General features: G+C 70.8%; 16 protein-coding genes and 1 pseudogene. 8 read left to right on the forward strand and 9 right to left on the reverse strand.

Going from position 1 to position 22,866, the window contains the following annotated elements; translation table 11 throughout:
- Positions 1-235: 235 nt before the first annotated feature.
- The 3 genes from IEZ31_RS15585 to IEZ31_RS15595 are packed head-to-tail and all read left to right on the forward strand — an operon-like array spanning position 236 to position 6,013.
- Complete coding sequence (locus tag IEZ31_RS15585; RefSeq protein ID WP_190250560.1) at positions 236-604, forward strand: hypothetical protein; 369 nt, start codon at positions 236-238, stop codon at positions 602-604.
- Positions 605-611: 7 nt separating this feature from the next.
- Positions 612-4,397: a GTPase gene (locus IEZ31_RS15590; RefSeq protein WP_190250561.1), complete on the forward strand. Its 3,786-nt coding sequence runs from the start codon at positions 612-614 to the stop codon at positions 4,395-4,397.
- The gene (locus IEZ31_RS15595; protein ID WP_190250562.1) at positions 4,394-6,013 is read left to right on the forward strand and encodes a GTPase domain-containing protein; all 1,620 of its coding nucleotides are present in this window, start codon (positions 4,394-4,396) and stop codon (positions 6,011-6,013) included. Before IEZ31_RS15590 ends, IEZ31_RS15595 begins: the two co-directional genes overlap by 4 nt.
- 91 nt (positions 6,014-6,104) lie before the next feature.
- Here IEZ31_RS15595 and IEZ31_RS59370 read toward each other — a convergent pair.
- The 3 genes and pseudogenes from IEZ31_RS59370 to IEZ31_RS15610 form a co-directional block, all read right to left on the reverse strand.
- A pseudogene (locus IEZ31_RS59370) lies at positions 6,105-6,266 on the reverse strand (IS3 family transposase); the annotation flags it as partial.
- Positions 6,267-6,748: 482 nt separating this feature from the next.
- Complete coding sequence (locus tag IEZ31_RS15605) at positions 6,749-7,270, reverse strand: GNAT family N-acetyltransferase (RefSeq protein ID WP_190250563.1); 522 nt, start codon at positions 7,268-7,270, stop codon at positions 6,749-6,751.
- Positions 7,267-7,557 (reverse strand): type II toxin-antitoxin system TacA family antitoxin, encoded by a 291-nt coding sequence (locus IEZ31_RS15610; RefSeq protein ID WP_229835114.1) that lies wholly within the window; start codon positions 7,555-7,557, stop codon positions 7,267-7,269. Before IEZ31_RS15610 ends, IEZ31_RS15605 begins: the two co-directional genes overlap by 4 nt.
- Before the next feature lie 1,235 nt (positions 7,558-8,792).
- Between IEZ31_RS15610 and IEZ31_RS15615 the strand changes: the two genes are divergently transcribed.
- From IEZ31_RS15615 to IEZ31_RS15630, 4 genes are read left to right on the forward strand one after another with little or no spacing between them, the layout of a single operon-like run.
- Positions 8,793-9,530, forward strand: coding sequence for a hypothetical protein (locus IEZ31_RS15615; protein ID WP_190250564.1), 738 nt, complete (start codon positions 8,793-8,795; stop codon positions 9,528-9,530).
- Positions 9,530-10,666, forward strand: a complete 1,137-nt coding sequence (locus tag IEZ31_RS15620; RefSeq protein WP_190250565.1) for a toll/interleukin-1 receptor domain-containing protein — start codon at positions 9,530-9,532, stop codon at positions 10,664-10,666. The genes IEZ31_RS15615 and IEZ31_RS15620 overlap by 1 nt, the downstream gene beginning before the upstream one ends.
- The gene (locus IEZ31_RS15625) at positions 10,663-12,945 is read left to right on the forward strand and encodes a hypothetical protein (RefSeq protein WP_190250566.1); all 2,283 of its coding nucleotides are present in this window, start codon (positions 10,663-10,665) and stop codon (positions 12,943-12,945) included. Before IEZ31_RS15620 ends, IEZ31_RS15625 begins: the two co-directional genes overlap by 4 nt.
- Before the next feature lies 1 nt (position 12,946).
- Entirely contained in the window at positions 12,947-14,626 is a 1,680-nt protein-coding gene (locus tag IEZ31_RS15630) for a vWA domain-containing protein (protein ID WP_190250567.1), read from the forward strand.
- Here IEZ31_RS15630 and IEZ31_RS15635 read toward each other — a convergent pair whose 3' ends face one another.
- From IEZ31_RS15635 to IEZ31_RS15660, 6 genes are read right to left on the reverse strand one after another with little or no spacing between them, the layout of a single operon-like run.
- The gene (locus IEZ31_RS15635; protein WP_190250568.1) at positions 14,627-16,600 is read right to left on the reverse strand and encodes an ATP-binding cassette domain-containing protein; all 1,974 of its coding nucleotides are present in this window, start codon (positions 16,598-16,600) and stop codon (positions 14,627-14,629) included. It lies immediately after the preceding gene.
- Entirely contained in the window at positions 16,597-17,760 is a 1,164-nt protein-coding gene (locus IEZ31_RS15640) for a hypothetical protein (protein WP_190250569.1), read from the reverse strand. Before IEZ31_RS15640 ends, IEZ31_RS15635 begins: the two co-directional genes overlap by 4 nt.
- Positions 17,748-18,839: a protein phosphatase 2C domain-containing protein gene (locus IEZ31_RS15645; RefSeq protein WP_190250570.1), complete on the reverse strand. Its 1,092-nt coding sequence runs from the start codon at positions 18,837-18,839 to the stop codon at positions 17,748-17,750. The genes IEZ31_RS15640 and IEZ31_RS15645 overlap by 13 nt, the downstream gene beginning before the upstream one ends.
- Positions 18,832-19,596 (reverse strand): vWA domain-containing protein, encoded by a 765-nt coding sequence (locus tag IEZ31_RS15650; RefSeq protein ID WP_190250571.1) that lies wholly within the window; start codon positions 19,594-19,596, stop codon positions 18,832-18,834. The genes IEZ31_RS15645 and IEZ31_RS15650 overlap by 8 nt, the downstream gene beginning before the upstream one ends.
- On the reverse strand, positions 19,593-21,056 hold the full coding sequence (locus tag IEZ31_RS15655) for a DUF4407 domain-containing protein (RefSeq protein WP_190250572.1): 1,464 nt from the start codon (positions 21,054-21,056) through the stop codon (positions 19,593-19,595). The genes IEZ31_RS15650 and IEZ31_RS15655 overlap by 4 nt, the downstream gene beginning before the upstream one ends.
- A gap of 2 nt (positions 21,057-21,058) precedes the next feature.
- On the reverse strand, positions 21,059-21,772 hold the full coding sequence (locus tag IEZ31_RS15660; RefSeq protein ID WP_190250573.1) for a hypothetical protein: 714 nt from the start codon (positions 21,770-21,772) through the stop codon (positions 21,059-21,061).
- A 244-nt stretch (positions 21,773-22,016) separates the two neighbouring features.
- Between IEZ31_RS15660 and IEZ31_RS15665 the strand changes: the two genes are divergently transcribed.
- Entirely contained in the window at positions 22,017-22,820 is an 804-nt protein-coding gene (locus tag IEZ31_RS15665; protein WP_190250574.1) for a hypothetical protein, read from the forward strand.
- The last annotated feature ends 46 nt before the right edge of the window (positions 22,821-22,866 follow it).

Here is a 22,866-nt window from a genome sequence, read left to right on the forward strand (position 1 = left end):
CCAGCAGTCAAGACAGATGCGGACGGCGATCGCGGGCCTGGACGACAAGGAGGCGCTGGATCCACTCGGGCTCGGTGGAATCCGGGGGACCTGCGGCCACCCTCGCTGGACGGATGAGCCAGGCGCCTGATGAAGAACGCTGTCATGCCAGGCAAAGGTGGGCCTTTGCCTCCCGAGCCGGAGTCGGGTACGACGATCGCCATCACCCCACAGGAGGAGCAAAGTGTCTCTGACGATGCGTGAGTTCGAGAACGGCGTCGCCTGCTGGCGCATGAGGAGATGGCCCCCGGACTTCCACAACGGCTTCTATGGGCGACTGGCGACACAGAATCCGAACGGGAGCTGGTTTGTGACCGAGGATCATCGGCGAGAAGACGACGGGGGCGTATGGGCCTACGAGAACATCGACGCCGACGAAGCGCGCGCGGTTGCGCTTGAGGTCCCGGACCCCTCCGCTTCGGACATGAGCCGCCTGACGCGCCCCGAGTCCAGCTTCACGCTGGATCAGATCGACCGACACCCCGTAGACAAACTTCTCGGCAAGCGTTTCGCCGAGGAGCTGGCGGTGCGTTCGCGCCGTAACCGGTCGGTCAGCGGAAAGTGACGACGAGTTGACGACAGAGGTGGTGTCGCTCGAGGAGGCCGTTCGATCGGCCGTCGAGCAGGGACACACGGAACTGACGCGCCTGGATGACATCACGGACGACCTGGTCGGCGCATTTACGCGAGGGCAGCGCGTCGCGCCGTCCTCGTCTGGCTTGATCACCCGACTGGACGACTTCACTCGTGAGTTTCCCGGGGAACTGCGACGTCACCTCGATCGTGAGCGCGAGTCACTCGGGTCGTTCAACATCGCTTTCTTCGGACGCACCGGCGTCGGAAAGAGCACCCTGCTATCGGCGTTCGGCCAGCTCGACGGGGAGTATGTCTCACCGGGTGTCAGCGATTGGACCACCGAGGTGCGTCCAATCGAGTGGCGGGATTGCCGGCTGTTCGACACCCCCGGGATTAACGGCTGGGGACGGACCGAGAGCCGGGACGATCTCGAGGCCAAGGCCCGCGAGGCAGTCGAGATCGCCGACGTCGTGCTTCTGTGCTTCGACAACCAGTCTCAGCAGGAGATGGAGTTCGAGAAGATCGCCGCCTGGATCCGCGACCACGGAAAGCCGGCGGTGGCTGTCCTCAACGTCCGCAACCCGCGCTGGCGCCACCCCGCGAAAGTTCCCGAGGCTCGCCGCAGGAATCTGTCCGAATCGGTTCGCCAGCACACCGACAACATTCGGACCCAGCTCGTACAGATTGGGTTGCCCGACACACCGGTCGTCGCGATCCACAGCCAACGGGCCTTGTTCGCACGCGCCACAACCCCCTTCCACGGCCCAGACCAAGTCCAGAATGCCTTCCACCAACAACGGGAGGAGTTCGGGAAGGATTACCTCGATCGCTGGTCGAACTTCGGGACGCTAGAGCGCCTGATAGCCACCTCGATCGCGGAAGGCGGCGCCGATCTCCGGTTGACCGCGCTGCGGGAGGATATCCGATCACGGTGCCGCCGAGGGGTCGGCGAACTCGAAGACCTGGCGGTCGAGATCGAGCAGGAAGCGGAATCCCGCGAACGCGAGGTCGAGTCGCTGTTCGCCGTGTTGGGCTATCCGGAAGACGCCGAACGTGCCGTGTGGCTGCACGATGCGGCTCTCAGCGCGGATCTGGTTGACCTGTCCGAGCAGGCGCGGGGCCGCCCGTACACGTCGCCGGACAAAGGGGCGTTGGACCGCTTCGTCCGGCACCTCGCTGCCTCGCACCTCGCGGGATGTCACCGACAGGCGACGGCCAACACCGATGACCTGATCCGGAGGGCATTCGACGAGCGCACAGCGATCGACGAGTCGAAGTTCACGGAGGTTGTGTTCGATCAAGGTGCCATTTCCGCTGCGGCGGAAGCCGTTTGGGCGGATCGCCGGGCGTTCCTGCAGCGTGAGCTTGAGGTCGTGGTGGAGCATAAGTCCATCGCCAGCGGGCCGGCGGTGTCGCACGCCGCGATGATCCGCGGCGACGAGGGCGGCGGCGCGACGGGTGGTGTCGTCAGGGGGACGGGCATCGCGGTGAGTGCGGGCGCCCTCGCGGTGCCTGCGGTGGCCGCACTCCTCTCGAACCCCGTAGGTTGGGTGATCGGCGCAGCTGCCGTGGGCGTCGGGATCGTAGGACAGGTCCAGCAGCATCTCGGCAAGAAGATGAGCGAGAAAGCGTCGGAGGAAGCACGAGAGGCGAAGGCTCAGGCGATCGTCGACTGCCATCGCGCTGTGGATCAGACGTTCGCCGGCTACGAGGATGCCCTCGTCCGCGACAGCCGGAAAGCGGCGTGGACGTTGTTGGCTCCTGCGGTCGGCGAGTCGCTCCGCGCTGCGATCGAGCTTCGCATGGCGCGCAGCCGGATCGTGAGTTTGATCGACAGCCTGCAGACCTACGCCGGTTCGATCAAGCCCGCACCCACGGTGACCGACGTCCTGCTCCGCGCGCAGCGTCGGATGGGGGAGACCCCGGCCGAGGTGACCCGGGTGTTGTTGGGCGAGGACTGGCTCGAGTCTGGCCTCGACCACCAGCCGGCGCAGATCAACCATGCCGCCCACGAGGCGTACTCGAGTCGCCGGGAGCAGGACCACAGCCGGCTGATGCGCGCAATAGCTGCGGCATGGAGCGCACCGTCGACGGCAGACATCCACTCGTGGCGAGACGACCTCGAAGACGCCGCCAGATGCGACCCGGCACTGTTTGACATCGCACGAACCTTCTCGCGCGTCGACGCGGCAAGACCAGCTCTTGCCGTTCTCGGTGACTACAACTCCGGAAAGTCGTCGTTGATCCGTCGGATCGTGGTGGACGGCGGTCGGCAACCGCACGCGGCGTTCGACATCCGAGCGTTGCCTGCGACCGCAGCCGCGAACCGCCACCAGTTGCCCCGGTTCGATCTCGTAGACACACCGGGCTTGCAGAGTGGACACGACGAGCACGACACCGCCGCGCTCGAGGCGATCGCCGAGGCGGCCCTCGTGTTCGTCGTCGTCCACATCAATCTGCTGGTCGGCGACACCTCGATACTGGAAGAGCTTTCGCGTGGCTCGGAGATGGTTGCCGCCAAAGGGGGGCGGATGGTGTTCCTCGTCAATCGGTGCGACGAACTGGGCGTGGATCCACTGACCGCACCCGAAGCATTTCTCAACCTGCAGAGCCGTAAACGCGAGGAACTGCGGGCAGCCCTCGCAACTCGTTCCATCGACGTCGAGATCGACAGAGTTCACTGCTTATCTGGCGATCCGTTCGGCCTGGTGGGAGGCGATGCAACGGCAGAACCCGGTGATTTCGACGAGAATCGGGTGTGGGACGGCGTGGCCGCATTGACGAGCGCCATGTCGGCGCTCTTCGACGAGCAGCTGTCCGCTGCGGCGTCGTCGGCCGCCTTCGATGCGGCGGTCACCGGCCTCAAGCGTCACCAGCACACGCTTCACCAGGTGCAGATCGACGGTACGAAAGAGCTGCGTCGCTCGGAACCGGTGATCGCTGCCCTCCGGTCTGCAGTGAAGGACGCCGTGGTCCTCGAAGGTTCGCTGCGAGAGGACGCCCGCCGCATGGTGGACCGCCACTCGGCGGCGACGAAATCCACAGTCGCGAGACTCGATCGGAAGGCCGGCCAGAAGCTGAAGGACCTTGTCGAGTCCTGGTGGAAGGCTCCGCAGTTCGAAGCTGATCTCGAACGGTACCTTGCCGACGCGGCACGCAAACTGGACGAGTGGCACAGTGACCACATTTCAGCAATCGGACGGGAGATGAGCGCTGCTGAGTTCCAGGTGACACCCGAGTTCGCGGCAGAGTTCAAGGCCCTGGCAAGCGCCTGGCACGAGGATCTGGCCGAGGACGCCGGCAACGTCGCAGGAGCCGCAGCGTCGCTTGCGAAGGCCCTGGGAAATCGGGACGCGGTCTACGCGATCGGCAAGCTGTTCAACCACAAGTTCAAGCCGTGGGGTGCGGTGAAGGGCGGCGCCAAGGTCGCCAAGGCCGGGTTCGTCCTCGGGGCCGTCGCTACCGCCGTGGACGCCGCGACGATGGCCAATGACATCCACAAGGCCGTGAAACACAAAGACCAGCAGGAGTCGGCGTCGCGGGAGATCGACCAAGCGGCTACCGGGATCGTCGAACAGATCGTGCGCGGTGAGCAGGGCGAAGGTCCCGTCGGATACCTCGAACAGCGGACCAAGGAGCTCGAGACATTGCTCGACGAGCACCTCGACCTCGAATCGTCGATCAGGGAACGGATGGACTCGGCGAGAGAGCAGGCCGAGGTGGCCGGGGCTCTGATCGCGGCCGCAGACGAATTGATCGGCACGTCGGGGAGGAACGAATGACAGTTATTGACATCGATGCAGTGCGAGACTGGTTGGGGCGACTCCCAGGCGGATCGCTGGCCGGGCGGCACGTCGAGGACTGGGACGCGTTCGCGAAGCTGGACAAGCCGGTCGCGACCCTCTTCGGGTCCTACGACACCGGCAAGAGCTCCCTGCTCCGCCGGTTACTCGTCGATTCCGGCCGCGATGTCCCCGGCTGGCTCACGATCAGCGCACGCCACGAAACCTTCGAGGTCAATGACGCCGAGGTCGGTGAGTGCATCATCCGCGATACTCCCGGATTCGCGGTCGGTGCGTCCGACATTCGTGCACAGAACAATTCGCGCCGAGCGATGGCGGCGGTCGGACTCACAGACGTCGGCATCGCGGTACTGACTCCGCAGTTGGCGACCGCCGAACGTGACGTGCTCAAGAAGCTGTTCACGCAGGGATGGCCGATGGGGACGATGTGGTTCGTCATCTCGCGGTTCGACGAGGCCGGTGTGGACCCGGAGTACGAACTCGCGGAGTACCGGGATCTGAGTGATCGCAAGGTTCGCGAGTTGCGGGAACTGTTCGAGTTGGACGACAGGACGCCGGTATTCGTTGTCTCGCAGGACCCGTTCCAGACGGCAGGGCCGGACACGGATCTCAGCCGAGAGACCTGGGATGACTTCCGTGGCTGGGACGGCATGAGGGACCTTGCGGATGCTTTCGAGGCGGTGTCTCCTTCGGCGCTGCCCGGATGGCGACATGCGGCCGGGCAACGGTACTGGACAGCGGTCCTGGAGGAAACCGTGACCGAACTGCGGAGGCAACTGTCGGACTACATGGCACGTGCCGAAGTAGCTGCGAGTGGCGTCGCTCACCGCGACGTATGGAAGAGCGAACTCGACACTCTCGATCGGGCCGCCCACGCCAGCCTCGACGGTCTCGTCGAGGAGGTGATGCGGCGGTCGTGGGAGCCGAGTTCCGGCACCGATGAACTTCAGGCCGAGATTCAGCGCACGCTCGACGAGTGGTTCACCAAGCAGGAGATCCGCCTCCAGCGGTTGCAGCAGTCGATCCGCAAGACCAGGGAGCGAGAGCGCGCCCGACCCTCCTGGGCCGGCTTCGCTTCGCTGGTCGCGACACTCGGGTCCGGGGAGGATGCCGCCGCGACCCCGGCAGGGCCCGGTGGTGTCGCGGAACATGTCGAGAAGGTCGGGCCCATGTTGATCGGTATGTTGAAGGCTGCGAACAAAGCACCCGGGCCGACCGCCGGCGGGAAGGCCAGTTCGGCGAAGGCGGCTCGGGACCTGGGACGGCCCATCGGCATCGCCGAAGCCGCGCTTCCCCTTGCCGCCTACCTGGCGAAAGTCTTCGACGAGCAAAGAACGGATCGCGCGCGCCTGAACCAGGACAAGGCGGTGGCCGAGAAGCGACAACAGGTCGTCACTGAGTGCACGCAGCGCGCTCGCGACAGCTGGCAGCCGTTCGTGGACGACGTGCGTGAAGCGATCGTTGCGGAGACGAGAGACCAGGTCGACCTCAACGCAAGTCTCCGCCAACTCGTCGAGCAACTGCAGGAAGCTGTGGTGGAAGGCGAGGGTCTCTTTCGAGCGGGTACCGTACCGCTGCTCGAGACGGAGGCGTAAGCGATGGGCCACTGTGGCGCGACTTCAGGGAACAGGTCACTAGCGAAGCTGGGAAGGCGGTGTCAATCCCCTGGAATCGTGGAGGACTCGGTTATGCGGCCCGATCCTCCAGGCCACGGATGATTGATCGTTCGTAGTCGATCGGTGAGCGCCCGTCGCAGACGGAGTGGCGGCGGCGGTTGTAGAAGTCGGTGATCCAGGTGGCGATCTTCAGTCGGGCCTCGGTGCGGGTGCGGAACTGGTGACGGTGGACGTACTCGACCTTGCATGCTGGAAGTCGCTTTCAGAGTGGAACAGCGGACGATGCTGCGCCAACTCCGCCATGAGCGCCGGGATATCCACGCCCTTGATACTGGCGATCCGGGAAGGCCTTCGTTACCGCCGATCGGGCATCACCAGCATGACGGTTCAGGCAACCACGAGCCCGCCGGGTCGGGAATGAAGAATCGTCCACAGGGTTCGAGCCGTGAACACAGGTGGCTGACCGGTCGAGGAAGGTCGTCGGGGTGGCGCGGACGTGGTTGTCGATCAGGTCGAGTTTGGTCTCTGTGCACGGGGACAACTTCTGGCCGCAGCTGGGACCTGACCGGTCTGCGACACCTCGCCGACCGGGTCGAGCGCCGGAGCCGCTCGGCGCTGATTCGCTGCAGCTCTTGGGGCGGTACGTCGAGGCACAGTTGCCACGCCTACCGCGACCTCATCAATATCGAGGCACAGCCCCGACATTGGCCGGCGTTACCCTTCAAGGGCGCGACGCAGATCTTTCATCAGCAGCAGCAGGTGCATCGGATCGGTGGGGCTGGCCTCGAACTTGGCCAGGCGCAGGTAGAAGTCGCGGGCGGCCTCAGTCTCGCAGTGGATGAGCACCGCCCGCACACCGATGACCTCCGCGGCGCCGGCGACGCGGCGCAGCGCGTCGACCACCAGAGCCCGGCCCAGCCCTGCCGCTTGGACCGCGAGATCGACGCCGAGCCGGGTCAGGATCACCACCGGCTGGTGGTAACGGCCTGCGCCCTGCCGCAGCCGCGGAGAAGCGTCGGCCGGGGCCACGCTGCCGGCTGCTAGCGCGTAGTACCCGACCACTCGCCCATCGGCATGGTCGTTTTCGCGGACGACGTAGACGCGGGACAGTCCCGCCCGATGAGCTTGCAGGGCGTGTTCGACGAGCCACACGGATTGGGCCTGCGATCCGCAGTCGAACCCGGCCACCGCATGCCCGGCCGACAGCGGCTCCACCGGCGAGAAGCTGAAGCTCACCGGGGCGTTCCACCCTGCGGCGGGTCGAGCACCGTCGGACCGGTCAGCAGTTCCCGAAGTCCGGCGATGTCCTGCGGCGGCCGTTGCAGCGCCTCGTCGAAGACCTGCCAGGCGTCCTGGTCCAGGACGAAAACCCGGCGGTCGGCCAGCACGTCGGCCGCCGCCTCTGTCGCCGCCTTCAGCACGAAGGTCGACACGGTGTCGCCAGCGGCTCGGCTGGCCGCCTCCAGCATCGCCTTCTGCTCGGCATCCAACCGCAGATGCAGCCGGTCTCCTTTGGCACTCACAATCTCATTGTACGCACAATGTACGCCAGCGCCAAGACGAAACGGCGGCCACCACAGGGTGCTCGCGCTGTCAGGATGCAACCGGACGGACAAGGACGGTCCAAGGGGGCTCTTAATCTGCGGGTTGTAGGTTCAAGTCCTACGCGGCGCACTCGACTTGGGGAGGCCCCTGCTTCGCGGCGGGGGCCTCTTGCCGTTGGGGTCTCGTTGTTTTCGCGCGCGCTTCGCGCGCTCCCCAGCGGGGACTCCGCCCACCCACACCCCCGAAAACCGCAGCCGGGTCCACTGCTGGAATTGGTCCATTGCGTTCGGTGCGCCGCGCGTTGAATGAGCTTTTCGTGTTCGTTGTCACAGTGGTCAGCGTGGCGTGCGTGTGGCGATCGGGAAAACTGATCGGCAGCCTCCGTCATGCGCGGGGTTGTGCCGTCGCGGAAACACCGCGCAGGTCTTCTGATGGACACGGGCCTTGGCCGTCCGGGGTGATGCGCGCCCATTGAAGCCGCGCCGGACCAGCCCGGATCAGCGCCGAGAGCGCGCGCAGAGCCGCCACCCTCGGCGGTTCCGGTCGCCGGGGTGAGCACCATCGCAGCCAGCGGTTGCTCGTCCGTCACCATGACCCCGCCCGTCCGTGCCGGGAGGCCGAGCCGGCCCCAGTCGGCGCCTCAGGCAAGCATGGATGGCTGCCCATTGAATTTGCCTGGGCAAGTCGTCTCACGAGTTGGGGCAATTCGAGCTGCCCGGACATCTGGGAACTCGACAACGGGACGTCGCGGTCATCGGAACAGACCTGAGCGCGTCATATCAGGGCCGCCTACCCGAAGGCGTGAGCGTCGACCCCGGGGAGCGGCTTGTGATCATTCCCCGGCAGACCACGCCGGCGGCGAAGGTGGACATCCCGGACGCCTGAAGCGTGCCGATCGGCCGCATCGAACGGCGCGGCACACTGCGAACTCGGCACCCCCGGACGTCGCGAGACCGGCACGCATCGGATCAGGCACGCTGACGCCAGCCACATAGGCGCGCGGACGCATTCCGTATGGAAATGGAGTCCGTGGATCGGCCGGCGGTAGCGTCGAGGCCGGTTGCCGATAGGCGGACATTGATGAGACGCGGCCGCCGCGGGTCGGGCGGTTGCACAGCCGGAACGGGTCGGCCGAACTGGTCTCAGGGTCGCCGGGACGACCGGCTGTATCGACGGGTGGGAGCGCCTAGGGTCGGGCCAGGGGTGAGCTTCCTTGACGCTCGACGACTTCCGGCGGCAGCTTCTGCTGTCCGTTGACGTCCGTGGTTACGGGCGCAGTGGCGATGTCCGGCAACACGAGATCCAACGGCTCCTGAGTGAGATGCTCGACGCCGCCGCGGGGCGGGCGGGGCTCGACCGGGCCGGCTGGCAGCGCCAGCCCGCCGGTGACGGTGAGTTGTCCGTCCTGCCCGCCGGTGAGCCGGAGGTGCGGCTGGTCGACGACTTCGTCCGGGAGCTGGCGGCCGAGCTGCGCTTCCGGAACCGGGACGAGCTGCCGGCCGATCGGATGCGGATGCGCGTCGCCGTGCACCACGGGGTCGTCCGGGCGTCGACGATGGGGTTCGCCGGCAAGGGGGTGGTCGAGGTCAGCCGGCTCGCCGACTCCGCCGTCGCACATCTGGCGCTCGATCGCAGCGACGCCGATCTCGTCGTGGTGCTGTCGAGGCGGATCTTCGAGGATACCGTCGAGCACACGTCGCTGGAGCCGGCGCGGCTGCGCCGGGTGACGGTCGAGCACAAGGAGTTCCGCGAGGCCGCCTGGCTGCTGCTGCCGGGCCGGGACATCCACGCGGTCGATCTCGACCCGCCGGCCGAGCCGGACACGGCGCCGGACGACGGCGCGAGTGCGGGCTCGGGCGCGGTCCGCAACAGCGTGCAGGTCAACCACGGCAACGTCGTACAGGCCCGGGACATCCACGGTGGCGTGGTCATGGGCGATCGGAAGCGCTAGTGCCGCAGATCTTCATCTCGTACCGCAGCGGTGACGAAAGCTTCGCCGCCGTCACGCTCGACCGCCTGCTGTGCGAGCGGTTCGGTGCGGACGCCGTCTTCCGGGACGCCCGGTCGATCCCGCCGGCGACCGACTACGCGACGGTGCTCTGGGGCCGGCTGGACCGCAGCGACCTCGTGATCGTCGTCATCGGTCCCCGCTGGCACCTCGACGCTCACGGCGGCAACCGGCTGCGCGACGAGTCGGATCCGGTGCGCCGGGAGGTGGCGTTCGCGCTCCGAAAGGGCGTGCCGGTGCTCCCGGTCCTGGTTGGGGACGCCGTCATGCCGGCCGCGACGGACCTGCCCGAGGACATCCGGACGCTGCCCGGCCGGCAGTACCGGCGCATGCGGGCCGCCACCGCGGACGTCGACGCGCAGCGGGTGGTGACGGACGTGACGGCGCTGCTGGAGTTCCGCCGGGCGGCCACGGTCGCGGTGCTGCGCGCACCGGCGTCGCTGGCCGCGCCGGTGCGCCGGGTGGCCGCCGGGTGCGGGCTGTCCGGCTTCGTCCTGTCCCACGAGGACGGCGTGCTGCGCCTGACCCAGCCGGGCGACGCGCACGCGCGCGCCGTCGCCGTCGGGCTGACCGGTGCGCTCGATGCCCTGCTGCGTGACGTGCCGGATGCGGTACCGCTGCGCATCGCCATGGATCATGCGACGTCCGCCGACGGCGCGCTGCGCCTGCTCGACGATCCCGCGTTCGACACCGTGCTGCGGAGGATGTCGTCGGCGCGGCTCGTGCTCGTGCTCTCCGACGCGCTGCACCGGCTCGCGATCCGGCCCGGTGGCGGCATCAACAAGGCGGCGTACACACGCTTCGCGACCGCGGCCGGACCGGCGGCGTGGGCGCACGTACCCGGCCGGCCGGGCCTGCCCGGCCTGCCGGACGGCACGGCGCACACCGCCCACCGGGCCGGGCACGGCGACCCGGGCGGGCACGGCGACCCGGGCGGGCACCACGACCCGGGCGGGCACGACGGCGACGGCGGCGGACACCACAACGTCGTGGAGGTCAACCACGGCCGGGCCGTCCTGGCCCGGGACATCTACGGCGACGTGATCCTCGGCGACCGGGTCGACGGAGGCCAGCGGTGACCACGCCCGCGGGACCCGCGGCCGCGCCGGCCACCACCACCACGACCACGGCGGCAACCGCGCCGGCAACCGCGCCGGACCCGAGCGCGCCGAAGACCACGGGCGGACAGCCCGCCGCGGCCGGACAGCCCGCCGCCGGTGCCGACCCGGCGGGCGCCGCCGCACCGGTCGAGGCGGTCGACAGCGGATCGTGGTCCGAGCCCGGGCAGGCGACCGCCCGCTCGGGCGAGGGCACCGCGCGCCGGGAGCACTGGACGGCGGCCCGCAACATCTACGGCGACCACGTCGCCGGGCACAAGATCGTGCTCAGGATCGGCGACAAGACCCTGCCGGTGCCGGAGCTGTCCGCCGACCTGTCCGACCCGGTGCACTACGCGTTCGTCGACCCCGACAACTGGCTCGACCTGTGCGACCGGTTCCGCGACCAGCGTACGGCGATCGTGCGGGGCCCCGGCGGGGCCGGCAAGGACGCGAGCGCGATCCGGCTGCTGACCGGCGAGGTGGAGCGGGTGTACCACCTCGACCCGGCCGTCGAGATGCTGCACCTCGCGGAGTCGATCACGGAGCAGGCCGGCACGCTCGGCGGCGGGGAGGGCGGCGTCGGGTTCCTGCTCTGCCAGCCGCACGACGCGGGCAAGCTGCGCGGCTTCCTCTTCCACGCGCTGGAGAAGGCGCTCACCAAGGCCAACGCCCGGCTGGTGATCACCATGCCGACCGGCGTGCTGCCGCCGGACAACGACCTGGAGCAGTACGTGCTCGACCTGCCCGAGCAGCGGGTGAGCCGGCGGCGGATCGTGTCGAGCCACCTGAGCTGGCGGCTCAGCGACGAGCTCGCCGAGAAGACGCTGGCGAACGCGGCCGTGCGGGAGCTGATCGAGGAGCTGGAGCGCGGCGACCACAGCTGCCAGTCGGCGGCCGAGCTGGCCTGGATCATCAGCTCGGAGTGCAGCGACGCCGGCGTCGTCAACGCGGCGCGGGTGCGCGAACGGCGGCGCCGCCAGCGCGGCCACGCCTTCGACCGCTGGTTCGACAGCCTGCGGGACGCCGACGAGCGCAGCTTCGCGATCAGCCTCGCGGTGCTCGACGGGCTGCCCTTCGAGGACGTCTCCGACGCCGCGCGGCGGCTGCGCCGGCGGATGGAGCCGAGCCGGCAGCTGGTGGTGTCGGCGACGGCCCAGGGCATGTCGGAGCTGCGGATGGGCTCGCCCGACCTGCTGCGCGGCGCGACGGCGCGGCTGCTGCAGTCGCTGCGCGCCGACGAGGTCGACGAGGAGCAGCAGTTCGCCTACGGCACGGCGCCGGTGCGGATCGTGCGGTACAAGGACGGCAGCTATCCGCAGCAGGTGCTGGAGCGCGTCTGGCGCGGCTACCACATCCAGCCGACGGTGCTGGAGTGGCTCCACGAGCTGGTCATCTCGCCGTCGGAGGCCATCCGCTTCTACGCGGCGAGCGCGCTCGGCGAGCTGTGCCGGTACTCGTTCGACTACGTCCACGCGTACTACCTCGCCCGCTGGGCGGCCAGCAAGGACTACCGGGTCCGCGAGGCGGTCGCCTACGCGCTGCGGGTCGCCGGGCGCGACCCCCGGCTGGCGGTGGCCGTCGCGACGGTGGTCGGCGGCTGGTACGCCAACAAGGACCAGCCCTACCTGCAGGCGACCGCGGCGCGCGCGTACGGCGTCGGGGTCGGCGTGCCGGACGCGGCGACCGCCGTCGACCGGCTCGGCCGGCTGGCCACGATCGACGACTACTGGATCGCGGTGGCGATCGGCGACGCGCTGGCGGACCTGATCCTGGAGGACGAGCAGACCGTGGCCCCGATGGCGTGCGGCGCCCTGCTGGAGTGGTTCGAGAACCGGCGCCGGGTCCGCCCGGCCCAGCTCGCGTTCCTCATCCTGGCCAGCACCCTGGTGTTCTGGGAGCCCGCCGAAGCCGGCCGGCCTCCGGCGCGCTGGCCGACGCTGCTGCGGCTGGCCACCACGCTCGAGCCGCTCCGGGCGCCGCTGATCGGGCTCTGGCGGCGCGTCCTCAGCGAGAGCGTCCTGCACGAGGAGGCCCGGGGAGTGCTCAGCGGCTGGGCCGCGCTCGCCGAGAACGACCCGGCGCAGCTGGACGACCTGGGGCAGCTCGTCGGCGCCGCGCTGTGGATGCCGGAGTGGAACCGCCGGATCGAGACGATTCTCGGCCGGCTCGCGCGGGACTGGGTCGCCGAGGAGAACCTCGTGCCGCTGCCGAACGCCCGCAAGACCGTGACCGCGCTGTTCTCGGCGGAGGAAAGCTGACATGACCGACCCGATCAAGCTGATCGTGCACGAGGAGCCCGTCAAGCGGGTCACGCTGACCCCCGGCAAGGGCCGCCGCCCCTCCGTGGCCGTGGTCTACGCGACCCGCGAGGGCGACCTGGAGGTGCTCGACGGCGGCAAGCCGATGCGTTGGTCGGATCAGATGCTCACCAAGTACCGCACGCGCTACGAGGTGGACATCAGCGACCACCACCTCTCGCTGGAGTTCAAGGACGACACGCCGCTGCCGACCCAGAGCGACGTGTACCACTTCCACGCCACGGTCAGCGCGAGCTTCCGGGTCACCGAGCCCGCGGAGACGATCCGGCGCAACGTGACCGACGCCGTCCCGCTCGTTCACGGCCACCTGCTCAGCATCTGCCGGCCGATCACCCGGCAGTACTCGATCGAGGAGGCCGAGGAGGCGGAGGCCGGCATCCACGCCCGGTTCCGCCGGGACACCCTGATCCAGGGCGGGATCACGCTCTACGCCGTCGAGGTCCGGCTCTCCCTCGACGAGGCCGGCCGCAAGTACCTGCAGGACATCGAGCAGGCCCGGCGCGACGACAAGGTCCGGTCCGCCCAGCACGACACCAACGTCAACGACGTGGCCCGCAACGAGCACATCAAGCAGCTCCAGCAGGCCGGCGACCACCTGCTCCAGGAGCGCGAGCGGCTGGCGATGGGCAACCGGCCGCTCGACGTCCAGGGCATGATCCAGCTCCACCTCCAGCGCCACCCGAACGACACCGAGGGCGCGATGAAGCTGCTGCTCGACTTCGAGCAGAAGCGGCTGGAGTACCAGGAACAGCGCGACGACCGCTGGCAGTCGATCCTGGCCACCATGGCCGCGAACGGCATGGCCCAGCCCGCCGACGTCGCGCCGCTGCTCGACGCCGCCGTCCGGCACCTGGAGGGGTCCGCCGGCGTCGTCCGTGCCGAGTCCACCGTGCAGCAGCCCGAGCGGCCGGCCCCGAAGCCGCCGGCCGCGATCGGCTGGCTCGACCGTCCGGCGGCGCCGCCGCAGCCGGGTCCGGCGAGCGGGCCGGCCAATCTCGCGCCGGTGTACCTGGTCCTCGACGAGTCGGCCGACGCGCGGCCGTGGGCCGACGCGCTCACGGACGCCGCCCAGGACCTGTTCGCCGCCGTCGCCGCCCGGCCCGACGTCTCGGCGGCGCTGCGGCTGTCGGTCGTCGGCTTCGCCGAGCGGGTCGCCGTGCGGGTGCCGATCTCCCGGGTGGACGCCGAGCCCGAGGTACCGCCGCTGCTGCATCGGCAGACGGCCGACCATGCGGCGCTGTTCCGGTGGCTGCTGGATCACGTTCCGGCCGAGCACTCGGCGTTGAAGGCCGAGCACACCTCGGTACGCCCACCGCTGCTGATCCTGCTGAGCGCCGGTGCTCCGGCGGGCGACTGGGCGGATCCGCGGCAGCGGCTCGACCGCGCCCTGCGCCGTTCCGACGTCATCGCCTTCGGCCTGGGCGGCGCCGTGGAGACGATCGCCGGGTTCGCGTCGGAGGCGGACCTCGCATTCGTGCCGGACGCCGGTATCGACGACGAGACGGCGGTCCGGCAGTTCGGCGAGTTCCTCAAGCGCCACGTGCTCGCCTGCGGCGAGGCCGCGCGGCTGGGTTCGGAGACGCCGTCGCCCGCGCCGCCGCGCGGCTTCCGCCCGGCGTAGCTACAGCCGGTGCTCGAGCACCGGCGGGGCGGCGAGCACGGCGACCGCGGTCAGCGGCACCAGCCAGAGCAGCCCCGGCAGCCAGCCGAGGCCCAGCAGGAGCGAGCCGGCGAGCACCTGCACCACGCCCACCCCGGCGGTGGCCGCCACCGCGAGCTGCGGCGTGCTCACCGCCGACGCGCACAGCAGCCCGCCGGCGACCGAGGCCAGCATGACCGCCAGCAGCAGGAGATACTGCGACCACCAGCCGGGCAGCCCCGGCAGCCGGGGCAGGGCGGTGCCGAAGAGGTACGTCGCCCACGCCATCGGGGCCGCGAGCACCGCACACACCAGCCCGAAGAGCCCGGACTTCGCAGCCAGCGCCGCGCCCGCGCCGATCCCGGCCCGCAGGTCCCGGCGCAGCGGGCCGCGCTGGGTCGCCGGATCGATCCGGCCGACGACGGCCCCGGCGGCAACCGCGACGACCAGCAGCGGCCACAGCCGCTCACGGCTCGCCAACGCGCCGAGCACGGTCAGCAGCGGCATCACGAGACAGGTGGCGAGCGCGCCGGTGCCCCGCCGCCAGAACAGCAGGGCCTCCCGCACCAGCAGGGCGGGCGGGAAGCCCTCGGGCTCCCGGCGCTGCCGCCACTCCGGCAGCTTCGCCGGCCGGTCGGTCTCCAGGTCGCCGGCGGGCGTCTCCATGGTCGCCAGGTACTCGGGCCAGGTGAGCTCGCTCCGGCCGGTGCGCGCCCGGCCGGGCGGCCCGGCGTGGCGCAGGCGACCCCGCCGGTCGAACACGACGACCTGGTCGGCCAGGTCGAGGTTGCCGACGGACCGGGTGCCGGCGATGACGGTGCACGGCAGGTCGCGGGAGATGGTGCGCAGGCGCGACATCAGGTCGCGGTCGCGGCCGATCTCGTACGACGTCGCCGAGTCGAGCACGAGCAGCAGGCCGGGCCGGCCGGCGATCTCGACGCCGATCGAGAGCCGCTTGCGCTCCCCCTCCGACAGCGTCCGCACCCACTTGTCGCGCTTGTCGGACAGCCCGATCCAGGACACGATCTCGTCGAGCGTCGTGCCGGTGTCGCCGCGGGTGCCCGGCGACGGGCGCAGCGCGATCGCGAGGCGGAGCGTCTCCTCGACGGTGAGCGTGCCGTGCAGGTCGTCGTCGGCCGGGACCCACCGCACCCGGGGGTTGCCGCTGCGGCTGGACCGGCCCACCCGCACCGTGCCGCTGTCCTGGCGGTATCCGCCGGCGAGCGCGCCGAGGAGCATCCACGCGCTCGCCGCCTCCTGCCCGTACACGGCGGCGAACTCGCCCTCCGCGACGTCCAGCGAGACGTCGTCGAGCAGCGGCCGCCCGCCGCGGCGGGCGTTCAGTCCGGCCACCTCGACGGCGAGGGCCCGCTGCGCGCCCCGGCTCGGCAGCGGGACCGTGTGGACGTAGCCGCCGATCGTGATGCTGCAGCCGGGCTCGCGCTCGGCCGACGTCACCGGCTCCCCGTCGACGAACAGGTCGCCGTTGCGCGCGGTCAGCCACCAGGTGCCCCGGGCGTCGACCTCGACCCGGGCGTGGTCCGCCACCACCGACGGGTGGTCGATCACGATGTCCGCGGTGCTGCCGGGCGGCCCGACGACGAGCTGTCCCGGCGGACGCTGCTCCGGCTCGGGGGCGCTCCCGCGCGGCCGGCGCGGCCGTTCCGGCTGGCTGTAGGGCTCCCCGGACAGGCGCACCTCGGCCCGGTCGGCCGGGAGCGCCACGTCGCCGTCGTCGGCGGGCCGACCGTTGATGCGCAGCTCCCGCGGGTAGCGCGCCGGGCCGGTGTGGAACCACCAGGCGCCGAGCTCGGAGACGAAGTACCCGAAGCACGCCGAGCGGTCGGGCGGATGCTCCGAGACGCGCAGCCGTCCGGCGTCCATCCACAGGTAGTGCGGCGCCTGCTCGGGCAGGCGCCGCTGCTCGTCGTCGAGGACGAGCAGGAGCGAGCTCACAGCGGAACCCCCTGCATCAGCAGCCACAGCACACCCACGCTGCAGACGACGGCCATGACGACGAGCAGGACGACCAGCACGAGGTTCGCCTCCCGCCAACCGGCCGCCGGGGGCGCCGGCGGCTGCCGGGGGACGTTTCCGACCAGGACGGTGGCGCGGCGGTACTGCGTCGGCACCCACCGGCTGGGGTGCGGCGGCCGCACCACGGCGACGAACCGCCGGGTCGGCACCCGCACCGGCTCCGGCCCGGGCTCCGGCCCGGGCTCCGGCTCGGGCTCCGGCTCGGGCTGGAGCACCTCGGTCTCGACCGGAGCCTGGCCCCTGTCGTGGCCGGTCCAGCGGGCGGCGAGCCGCCGCCACTCGTCCATGTCGACGTCCGCGCCGCCGCTCGTGCGCACGAGCAGCCGGGCAGCGCCCACGTCGAGCGTGGGGGTCAGCTGCTCCAGCTGGACGTGGCTCAGCGAGAAGTCGTTGCGCAGGAGCCAGATGGCGACCCAGGCGAGCCGCGCGAAGTCGGACGCCGGCGTGGGCCGGGCGGCCGACGGCACCAGGTTGGCGATGAAGTCGGGCGCCGCGGGCGAGCCGACGGATCCCCATGGGCCGATCATGACGTCGCAGTCGACGTAGTACACGGCCGCGCCGTCGTCGGTGCACAGGATGTTGGACTCACGCACGTCGTTCACCAGCACCTGCCGCTGGTGGAACCACTGGAGCACCTCGGCGGCGTGGCCGATCGCCCGGGTCTTCACCCGGTCCGGGGCGCCCGGGCGGACCTGGCCCTCCACGGTGTACCGCACGAGGCCGGCCAGGGTCTGCGGGTGCGCCCGTTGCCCCGCCCGGTAGAACCCGGCCGCCGCGAACGGCACCAGAACGCCCAGCAACAGCCCGCTTTCATGGACCCGGAACCGGGGCCAGGCGGCCGTCCGGTCGAGGTGGTCGCGCCGGTTGTCGTTCAGCCCGTCACGCCATGCGATGAGCCGGCCGAGGGCGCGGGAGTCCGCGTCGGCGCGGAAGTCCTCGGAGTACTCCTTGTACACGTACTGCTCGCCGCCGTAGGTGCACTCGTACAGCGTCGAGTTGCCCGCGTCGCGCCAGCCGAGGCGCCGCAGGTCGCGGAGCTCGTAATACTCGACCCAGTAGCCGATGTCTATTGAATCCACACCGCAACAGCCGATCTGTCGTCGTTGAAGTAGTCGTCCTGGAATCCGACCTGCGCGAGGAAGTCGACCGCGGGCGGCGGGTTCTGCCAGTGCTTGTCGAGCTCCCGGGTCAGCGGGGAGCCCTCGCCGCCCAGGGCGCCGGCGAAGCCGTCGCTGGCCACGACCACCACGGTGCCGCGCCGGACCGCGATGGGGTCGCGACCCGCCGCGGGCTGGTGCTTCGGCAGGTGCCGGGTGATGTTCTCGGAGTCCCGGACCCGCTCGTGATGCAGCGCCTTCCACTTGCCGGGCTGCATGGCCCACGCCTCCGAGTCGCCGACACCACAGGTCGTGACCAGCACGCCGTCGCGGGTGGGGCGCAGCTCCGCCAGGACGAGGGTCGTGGCGCCGTCGAGGCCGCGCCGCTCGATCTCGCGGTACAGCCCGGCACTGACCCGGCGGAAGACCTCGGACAGCGGGTCGCCGGGCCCGAGGCGGGCGCCGTGGTCGAGGGCCAGCTCGGCGGCCGTCAGCGCGACGGCGCCCGAGTCGCGCAGCGAGCCGAGCCCGTCGGCGGCGACCAGGAGCAGCGCGCCGCGCGAGGCGCTCCAGACGACGCCCACGGCGTCCTGGCCCGGTTCCCCGCCGTAGGCGTGCTCCTTGCCGCGCACGGTGGCGGCCCGGATGGCGAAGCGGGTGCCGCCCGCCTCGTGGGTGGCGTGGAAGACCGAGTCGCACCACGAACCGTGGACGACGACGGGGTCGACGAACTCGGGCTCGGTGGCCGGCCGGCCGCCCCGGGTCAGCCGCACGGGCATCACCTGCCGCAGCCCCTGGAACTTCGACGTCCTGGCCGGGCGCGACGACCGCGCCGGCGCGGCGGCACCGGTGCGCGGCGGCGGCTGCGGTGCCCCGGTGGTCCGGCGGGGCTGCGCCTTGCCGGCGCTGCCGGTCGAGACCTCCGCGCCGGCCGGCACCCGCTGCACGTTGTGCGAGCGACGGCGCTGCAGGAAATACAGCACCGTCATCACCAGGATCGCCAGCACGCCGACGGTGACGACCGCGAGCAGGCCCGAGTCCCCGGCCGGTCCCTCAGCCATTGGTCGGCCCGTCGATGCGCCGCATCCCGACCGGGGTGCGGATCGACAGCAGGCCGGTGCGGGCCGACGCGGAGATGCTGCTCTTGATGGCGTCGACGACGCTCACCGACAGCTCCTTCGGGTCGGCGCGGCGCTGGTCGGAGATGAACGCGTTGCGGCGCAGGCCGTGCTCGTTGCCGGTGGCCAGCCACCAGAGCACGTCCTCGTCGGCGCCCGGCAGCCCGATCGCGACGATGCGCGCCTCGGTCGGCGGATCGGTGAGCTGTTCGCGGTACTGCATCCACTCCGCCTTCGCCTGGTCCGCGTCGTGCGCGAAGGGCCGGCCGTCGGTGACGAAGAAGATCCACGGCCGGGCGACGTCCACGTTGTAGCCGTCGCGCGACCGGTCCTGCTTCACCGCCCGGACGTCCTTGACGTGCTGGGCGACCAGGAACTTCAGGACGCCCGCGTAGTCGGTGCCGAAGCCGATCCGCGGCTTGCCGATCGGCACGGCCCGGTCCAGGGGCGTCATCGGCCGCAGGACCTCGGCGTCGTCGTTGAACGCCAGCACGCTCACCGCGGCCAGGTTGTTGGTCACCGGGTTCGCGGCGAGCTCCCGGATCATGCGCGGGAACAGGTCGATGAAGTGGTCGAGCGGCGCACTGCGCTGCTGGGTGCCCGGCTTGGGGACGCGCATCGACTCCGAGGTGTCCAGCACCACGTAGATCAGGTAGGTGCGGACGGAGGCGGCCGGCGGGTTGTCGAACTGGGTGGTCACGAGTACCTCCCCGGCGCGTTCTCGCTCCTGAGCTCCTGGGTCGGCATGTCCTCGAGGTTCTCCGCATCTGTGAGCGCCGAGTCGGCGCCGGACCAGCCCCGCCCGGACGGCCCGATGGCGGTGCGCATGTAGTGCTGTTCGAGCGCGTCGACCAGGGCACCCCGCTGCTCGTCGAGGTTGGCCCGGGTGATCCGGCTGTCCTGGTCCATCAGCTCCAGCTGGGTGCGGAACGTGATGTCCGTCTGGTGGCGGACCAGGTCGCCGTAGTGCGCGTTGCGGTCGAGCTCCTCGGCGGACCGGTACTTCTGCAGAAGCTCCTGATCCGCGAGCTTCGCCTCCAGCAGCCGCTCGTACGAGCTGGTGCCGCTCAGCGCCTTGAGGAGGACCGGCAGCGCGTCGACGAGGATGAAGAAGATCCGGATCGCCCACTGCGTCACGCGCACGTAGTCGTTGGTGGCCACGAGCTCGTCGAGCGCCCGGAACCGTTCCAGCAGGCCGATCTTGCCCTGCCGGCCGCGGACCGCGGCGAGGTCCTCCTCGATCGCCTTGTCCAGCAGCCCGGCGTAGTCGTTGCGCGCCCGGCCCACCTGATCGCTCAACTCGGCCAGCTTGCGGTTGAGCTCGGCGAGCTTCGCGCCGTTCTCGTCGATCCTGTGGTCTTTGCGGTACTGATCGGCTTCGTTGCGCAGTCGCTTGCAGTTGATGCCCTCGCCGTAGCGGCCGGTGAGCCCGTCGCCGGAGGTGCCGTTGCACTCCTTGCGCGCCAGGTCCTCCAGCTTCGCGTAGGCCGCGGCGTCGGCGTCGACCGTCTTCTTCAGCTCGTCCCGCTGCGTGGCCAGGCCGTCGAGCTGGCTCTGCAGCGCCTCCGGCGAGTCGCCGCCGAGGGACAGCCGCAGGCCCTCGCACCGGTCGGACGTGGCGACCCCGCCGGCCGCCTCGGGCGTGCCGGGGACGGGGTTGCACGTGCGCAGGTCGCTCTCGCGGGTGTCGACCTCCTGCTTGCGGTCGTGCGCGATCTTCTCGGTGATGGCGGTGTTGTAGATGCCCAGCAGCAACGGCTCCGCGAGGACCACGCCGAGCGCGATCGACAGCCCCAGCCTGGGCAGCAGGTTGCGCAGCGCCTTGCCCGACTGCGACATCGACGTCGAGGACATGAGCCAGCGGTCGAGGCTCAGGATGAACATGCCCCAGACCGGCACGGCGAACAGCATGAACAGCTGGAAGCCGCCGAAGATCGAGTAGATCGCCGCGCTCATCGACAGCATCGCCATGACGGCGGTGCCCACGACGACCCCGCCCATCGAGGTGTACCGCGCGCGTTCGCTCGGCACGTGCGCGAGGACGTCCTCCCGCACGCCCGTTGCCAGGCGCAGCACGCGCCCCAGTCCCCAGCGAGCCGGTTCGGGGTCGGCCGGGCGCAGCGCGTCGGCGTCGAACTGCTCGGTGAACGGTGCTCCCATGGTCAGTTCCCGTATCCGTCTCGTGGCCGCGCCCGGCCGTGCTCAACATCGAAGTCGGCGTACCGGTCGCGGTGGTGGAAGCCGTTGTCGTGGTCCTCGCTCGGCCGCCGCTGCTCGGGCGGCTCCCAGGCGGCGTGGGCCCGATGGCTGACGACCGACACCTCGACCAGCTGCAGGCGCATGCCGGGGATCACCAGCGGTTCCAGCTCGTTGCGCGCCATCGCCCGGGCCAGGATCCGCTGCTGGACCTCGGGGTTGTCGTCCACGTCGTGACGCAGGCTCAGCATCCGGATCTTCGCGTCCCCGAGCAGGTAGGCCATCAGGTGGCCGCGCACGTCCCAGCAGCCGCCCTCGAGCACCCGGACCGGATCGGTCACCTGGCACTGATAGGTCGCCCGCAGGCCGAGCCGGAAGCTCGGATCCACGGACGGCAGCATCGCCACCGCCGGCACCACCTGCGCCCGGGTCAGCACGACGGCGACCATCGTCGCCCGCACCACCACGTCCGAGCGCAGCATCCGGGGCCCGGTGGGTGCGAGCGCGAAGCGGTCGTTGGCCTGGAACACCAGCACGGACCCGCCGACCGGCTCGGGCAGCTCGCCGGCCTGCCGCCGGGTCGGCCGGAACCAGCGGCCCGACAGCGGGCTCAGCGGCGCGGCCTCGACGACGGGAAACTTTTCGTCCGGCCGCGTGACATCGACACCGGAGGGAAACAACCGCGGCTCCCGAAGTCTGGTCGCGTTCCTGGGAATTTCAGCCTTTCAGCGCCGGAACCGGCAGAGAACGGCAAGAAGGCCGGTCATCGGCGAGACATCAGCCGAACTTGGAACACGATCAGCCCAGCCATTCCGGATGGCACCGCCGATCGGCCGCAGCCGATCCTGCCGGTCGGCCCGGTTGCAGTCTTGTTCGAACATGTGTTCGAATGGGCGCCTCGCCGTCTGCTGCTGGAGGTACCTCGTGCTCTTCGACCCGGCCGCGAACCTGCTGCACTCCGAGCCGGTGGTGCGGCTGCCCATCATCGCGGGCGATGCCGCGGTGGGCCAGCTGTGCTGCGATCCGGAGACGTTCGCCGACGCCACGACGCTCGCCGGGCTCGGCGGCCCCGGCACCCCGTGGCTCGACGACCGCCTGCGGGCGCTGCTGCGGCTGGCGTGGCCCGGGACGCCCGCCGAGGCACGCCTGTGGTGGGGCCGGTCGGTCACGCGGGCCGACCTGCGCACCGCCGTCGCCGAGGTGACCGGCGTCCCCGCCGACCTGCTGCGCCGGGTGGAGGCGCGCGGCGCGGCGATCCGGCAGTCCTGCGCCGATCCCGTCGTGCGGGCCGCGGCACCGATGGCGGTGCTGCGCGCGGAGGTCGCCCGGCTCGTCCACGACCGCGCGGCGGCACCGCGCCGCCCCGGCACCGCGCTCGACGAGCTGCTGTTCTGGCGGGGCACCGGCCGGGACCTGGTGACGCTGGACGAGATCGCGTGGCTGGTGAGCGCGCTCACGGCCGCGGCGTGGGACGCGGCGCGGATCGCGCGCTCCGGGGTCGTCGGCTGGTTGCGGGTCACCACGCAGGCCGTGGTCCTCGGCGGGGTGCGGATCCCCGGCGGCACCCGGTGCCTGCTCCTGGTCGACGCGGACGAGCGGGACGACCGCCCGGCCCAGCCGGCCCTGCGGGCGTTGCGATGGCTCGCCCCGGCGGCGCCGGACGGGGCCGGGGCCACCTTTGCCCGGCTGCTCGGCGACGGGCCGGGTGTGCTCCAGCGAGCCGCTTAGGGCCTATGCCTGGTGCACGGCTGAGGCCCGCCGCGGTGGACCGGGC

It is taken from the genome of Dactylosporangium sucinum, assembly GCF_014647515.1.
Lineage (GTDB): Bacteria > Actinomycetota > Actinomycetes > Mycobacteriales > Micromonosporaceae > Dactylosporangium > Dactylosporangium sucinum.

Excerpts from the sequence above, each read along its gene's own strand:
- IEZ31_RS15595 (WP_190250562.1), top strand. The coding sequence starts at position 4,394 with ATGACAGTTATTGACATCGATGCAGTGCGAGACTGGTTGGGGCGACTC.
- IEZ31_RS15645 (WP_190250570.1), bottom strand. The coding sequence starts at position 18,839 with ATGGCTGAGGGACCGGCCGGGGACTCGGGCCTGCTCGCGGTCGTCACC.
- IEZ31_RS15585 (WP_190250560.1), top strand. The coding sequence starts at position 236 with ATGCGTGAGTTCGAGAACGGCGTCGCCTGCTGGCGCATGAGGAGATGG.
- IEZ31_RS15630 (WP_190250567.1), top strand. The coding sequence starts at position 12,947 with ATGACCGACCCGATCAAGCTGATCGTGCACGAGGAGCCCGTCAAGCGG.
- IEZ31_RS15655 (WP_190250572.1), bottom strand. The coding sequence starts at position 21,056 with ATGGGAGCACCGTTCACCGAGCAGTTCGACGCCGACGCGCTGCGCCCG.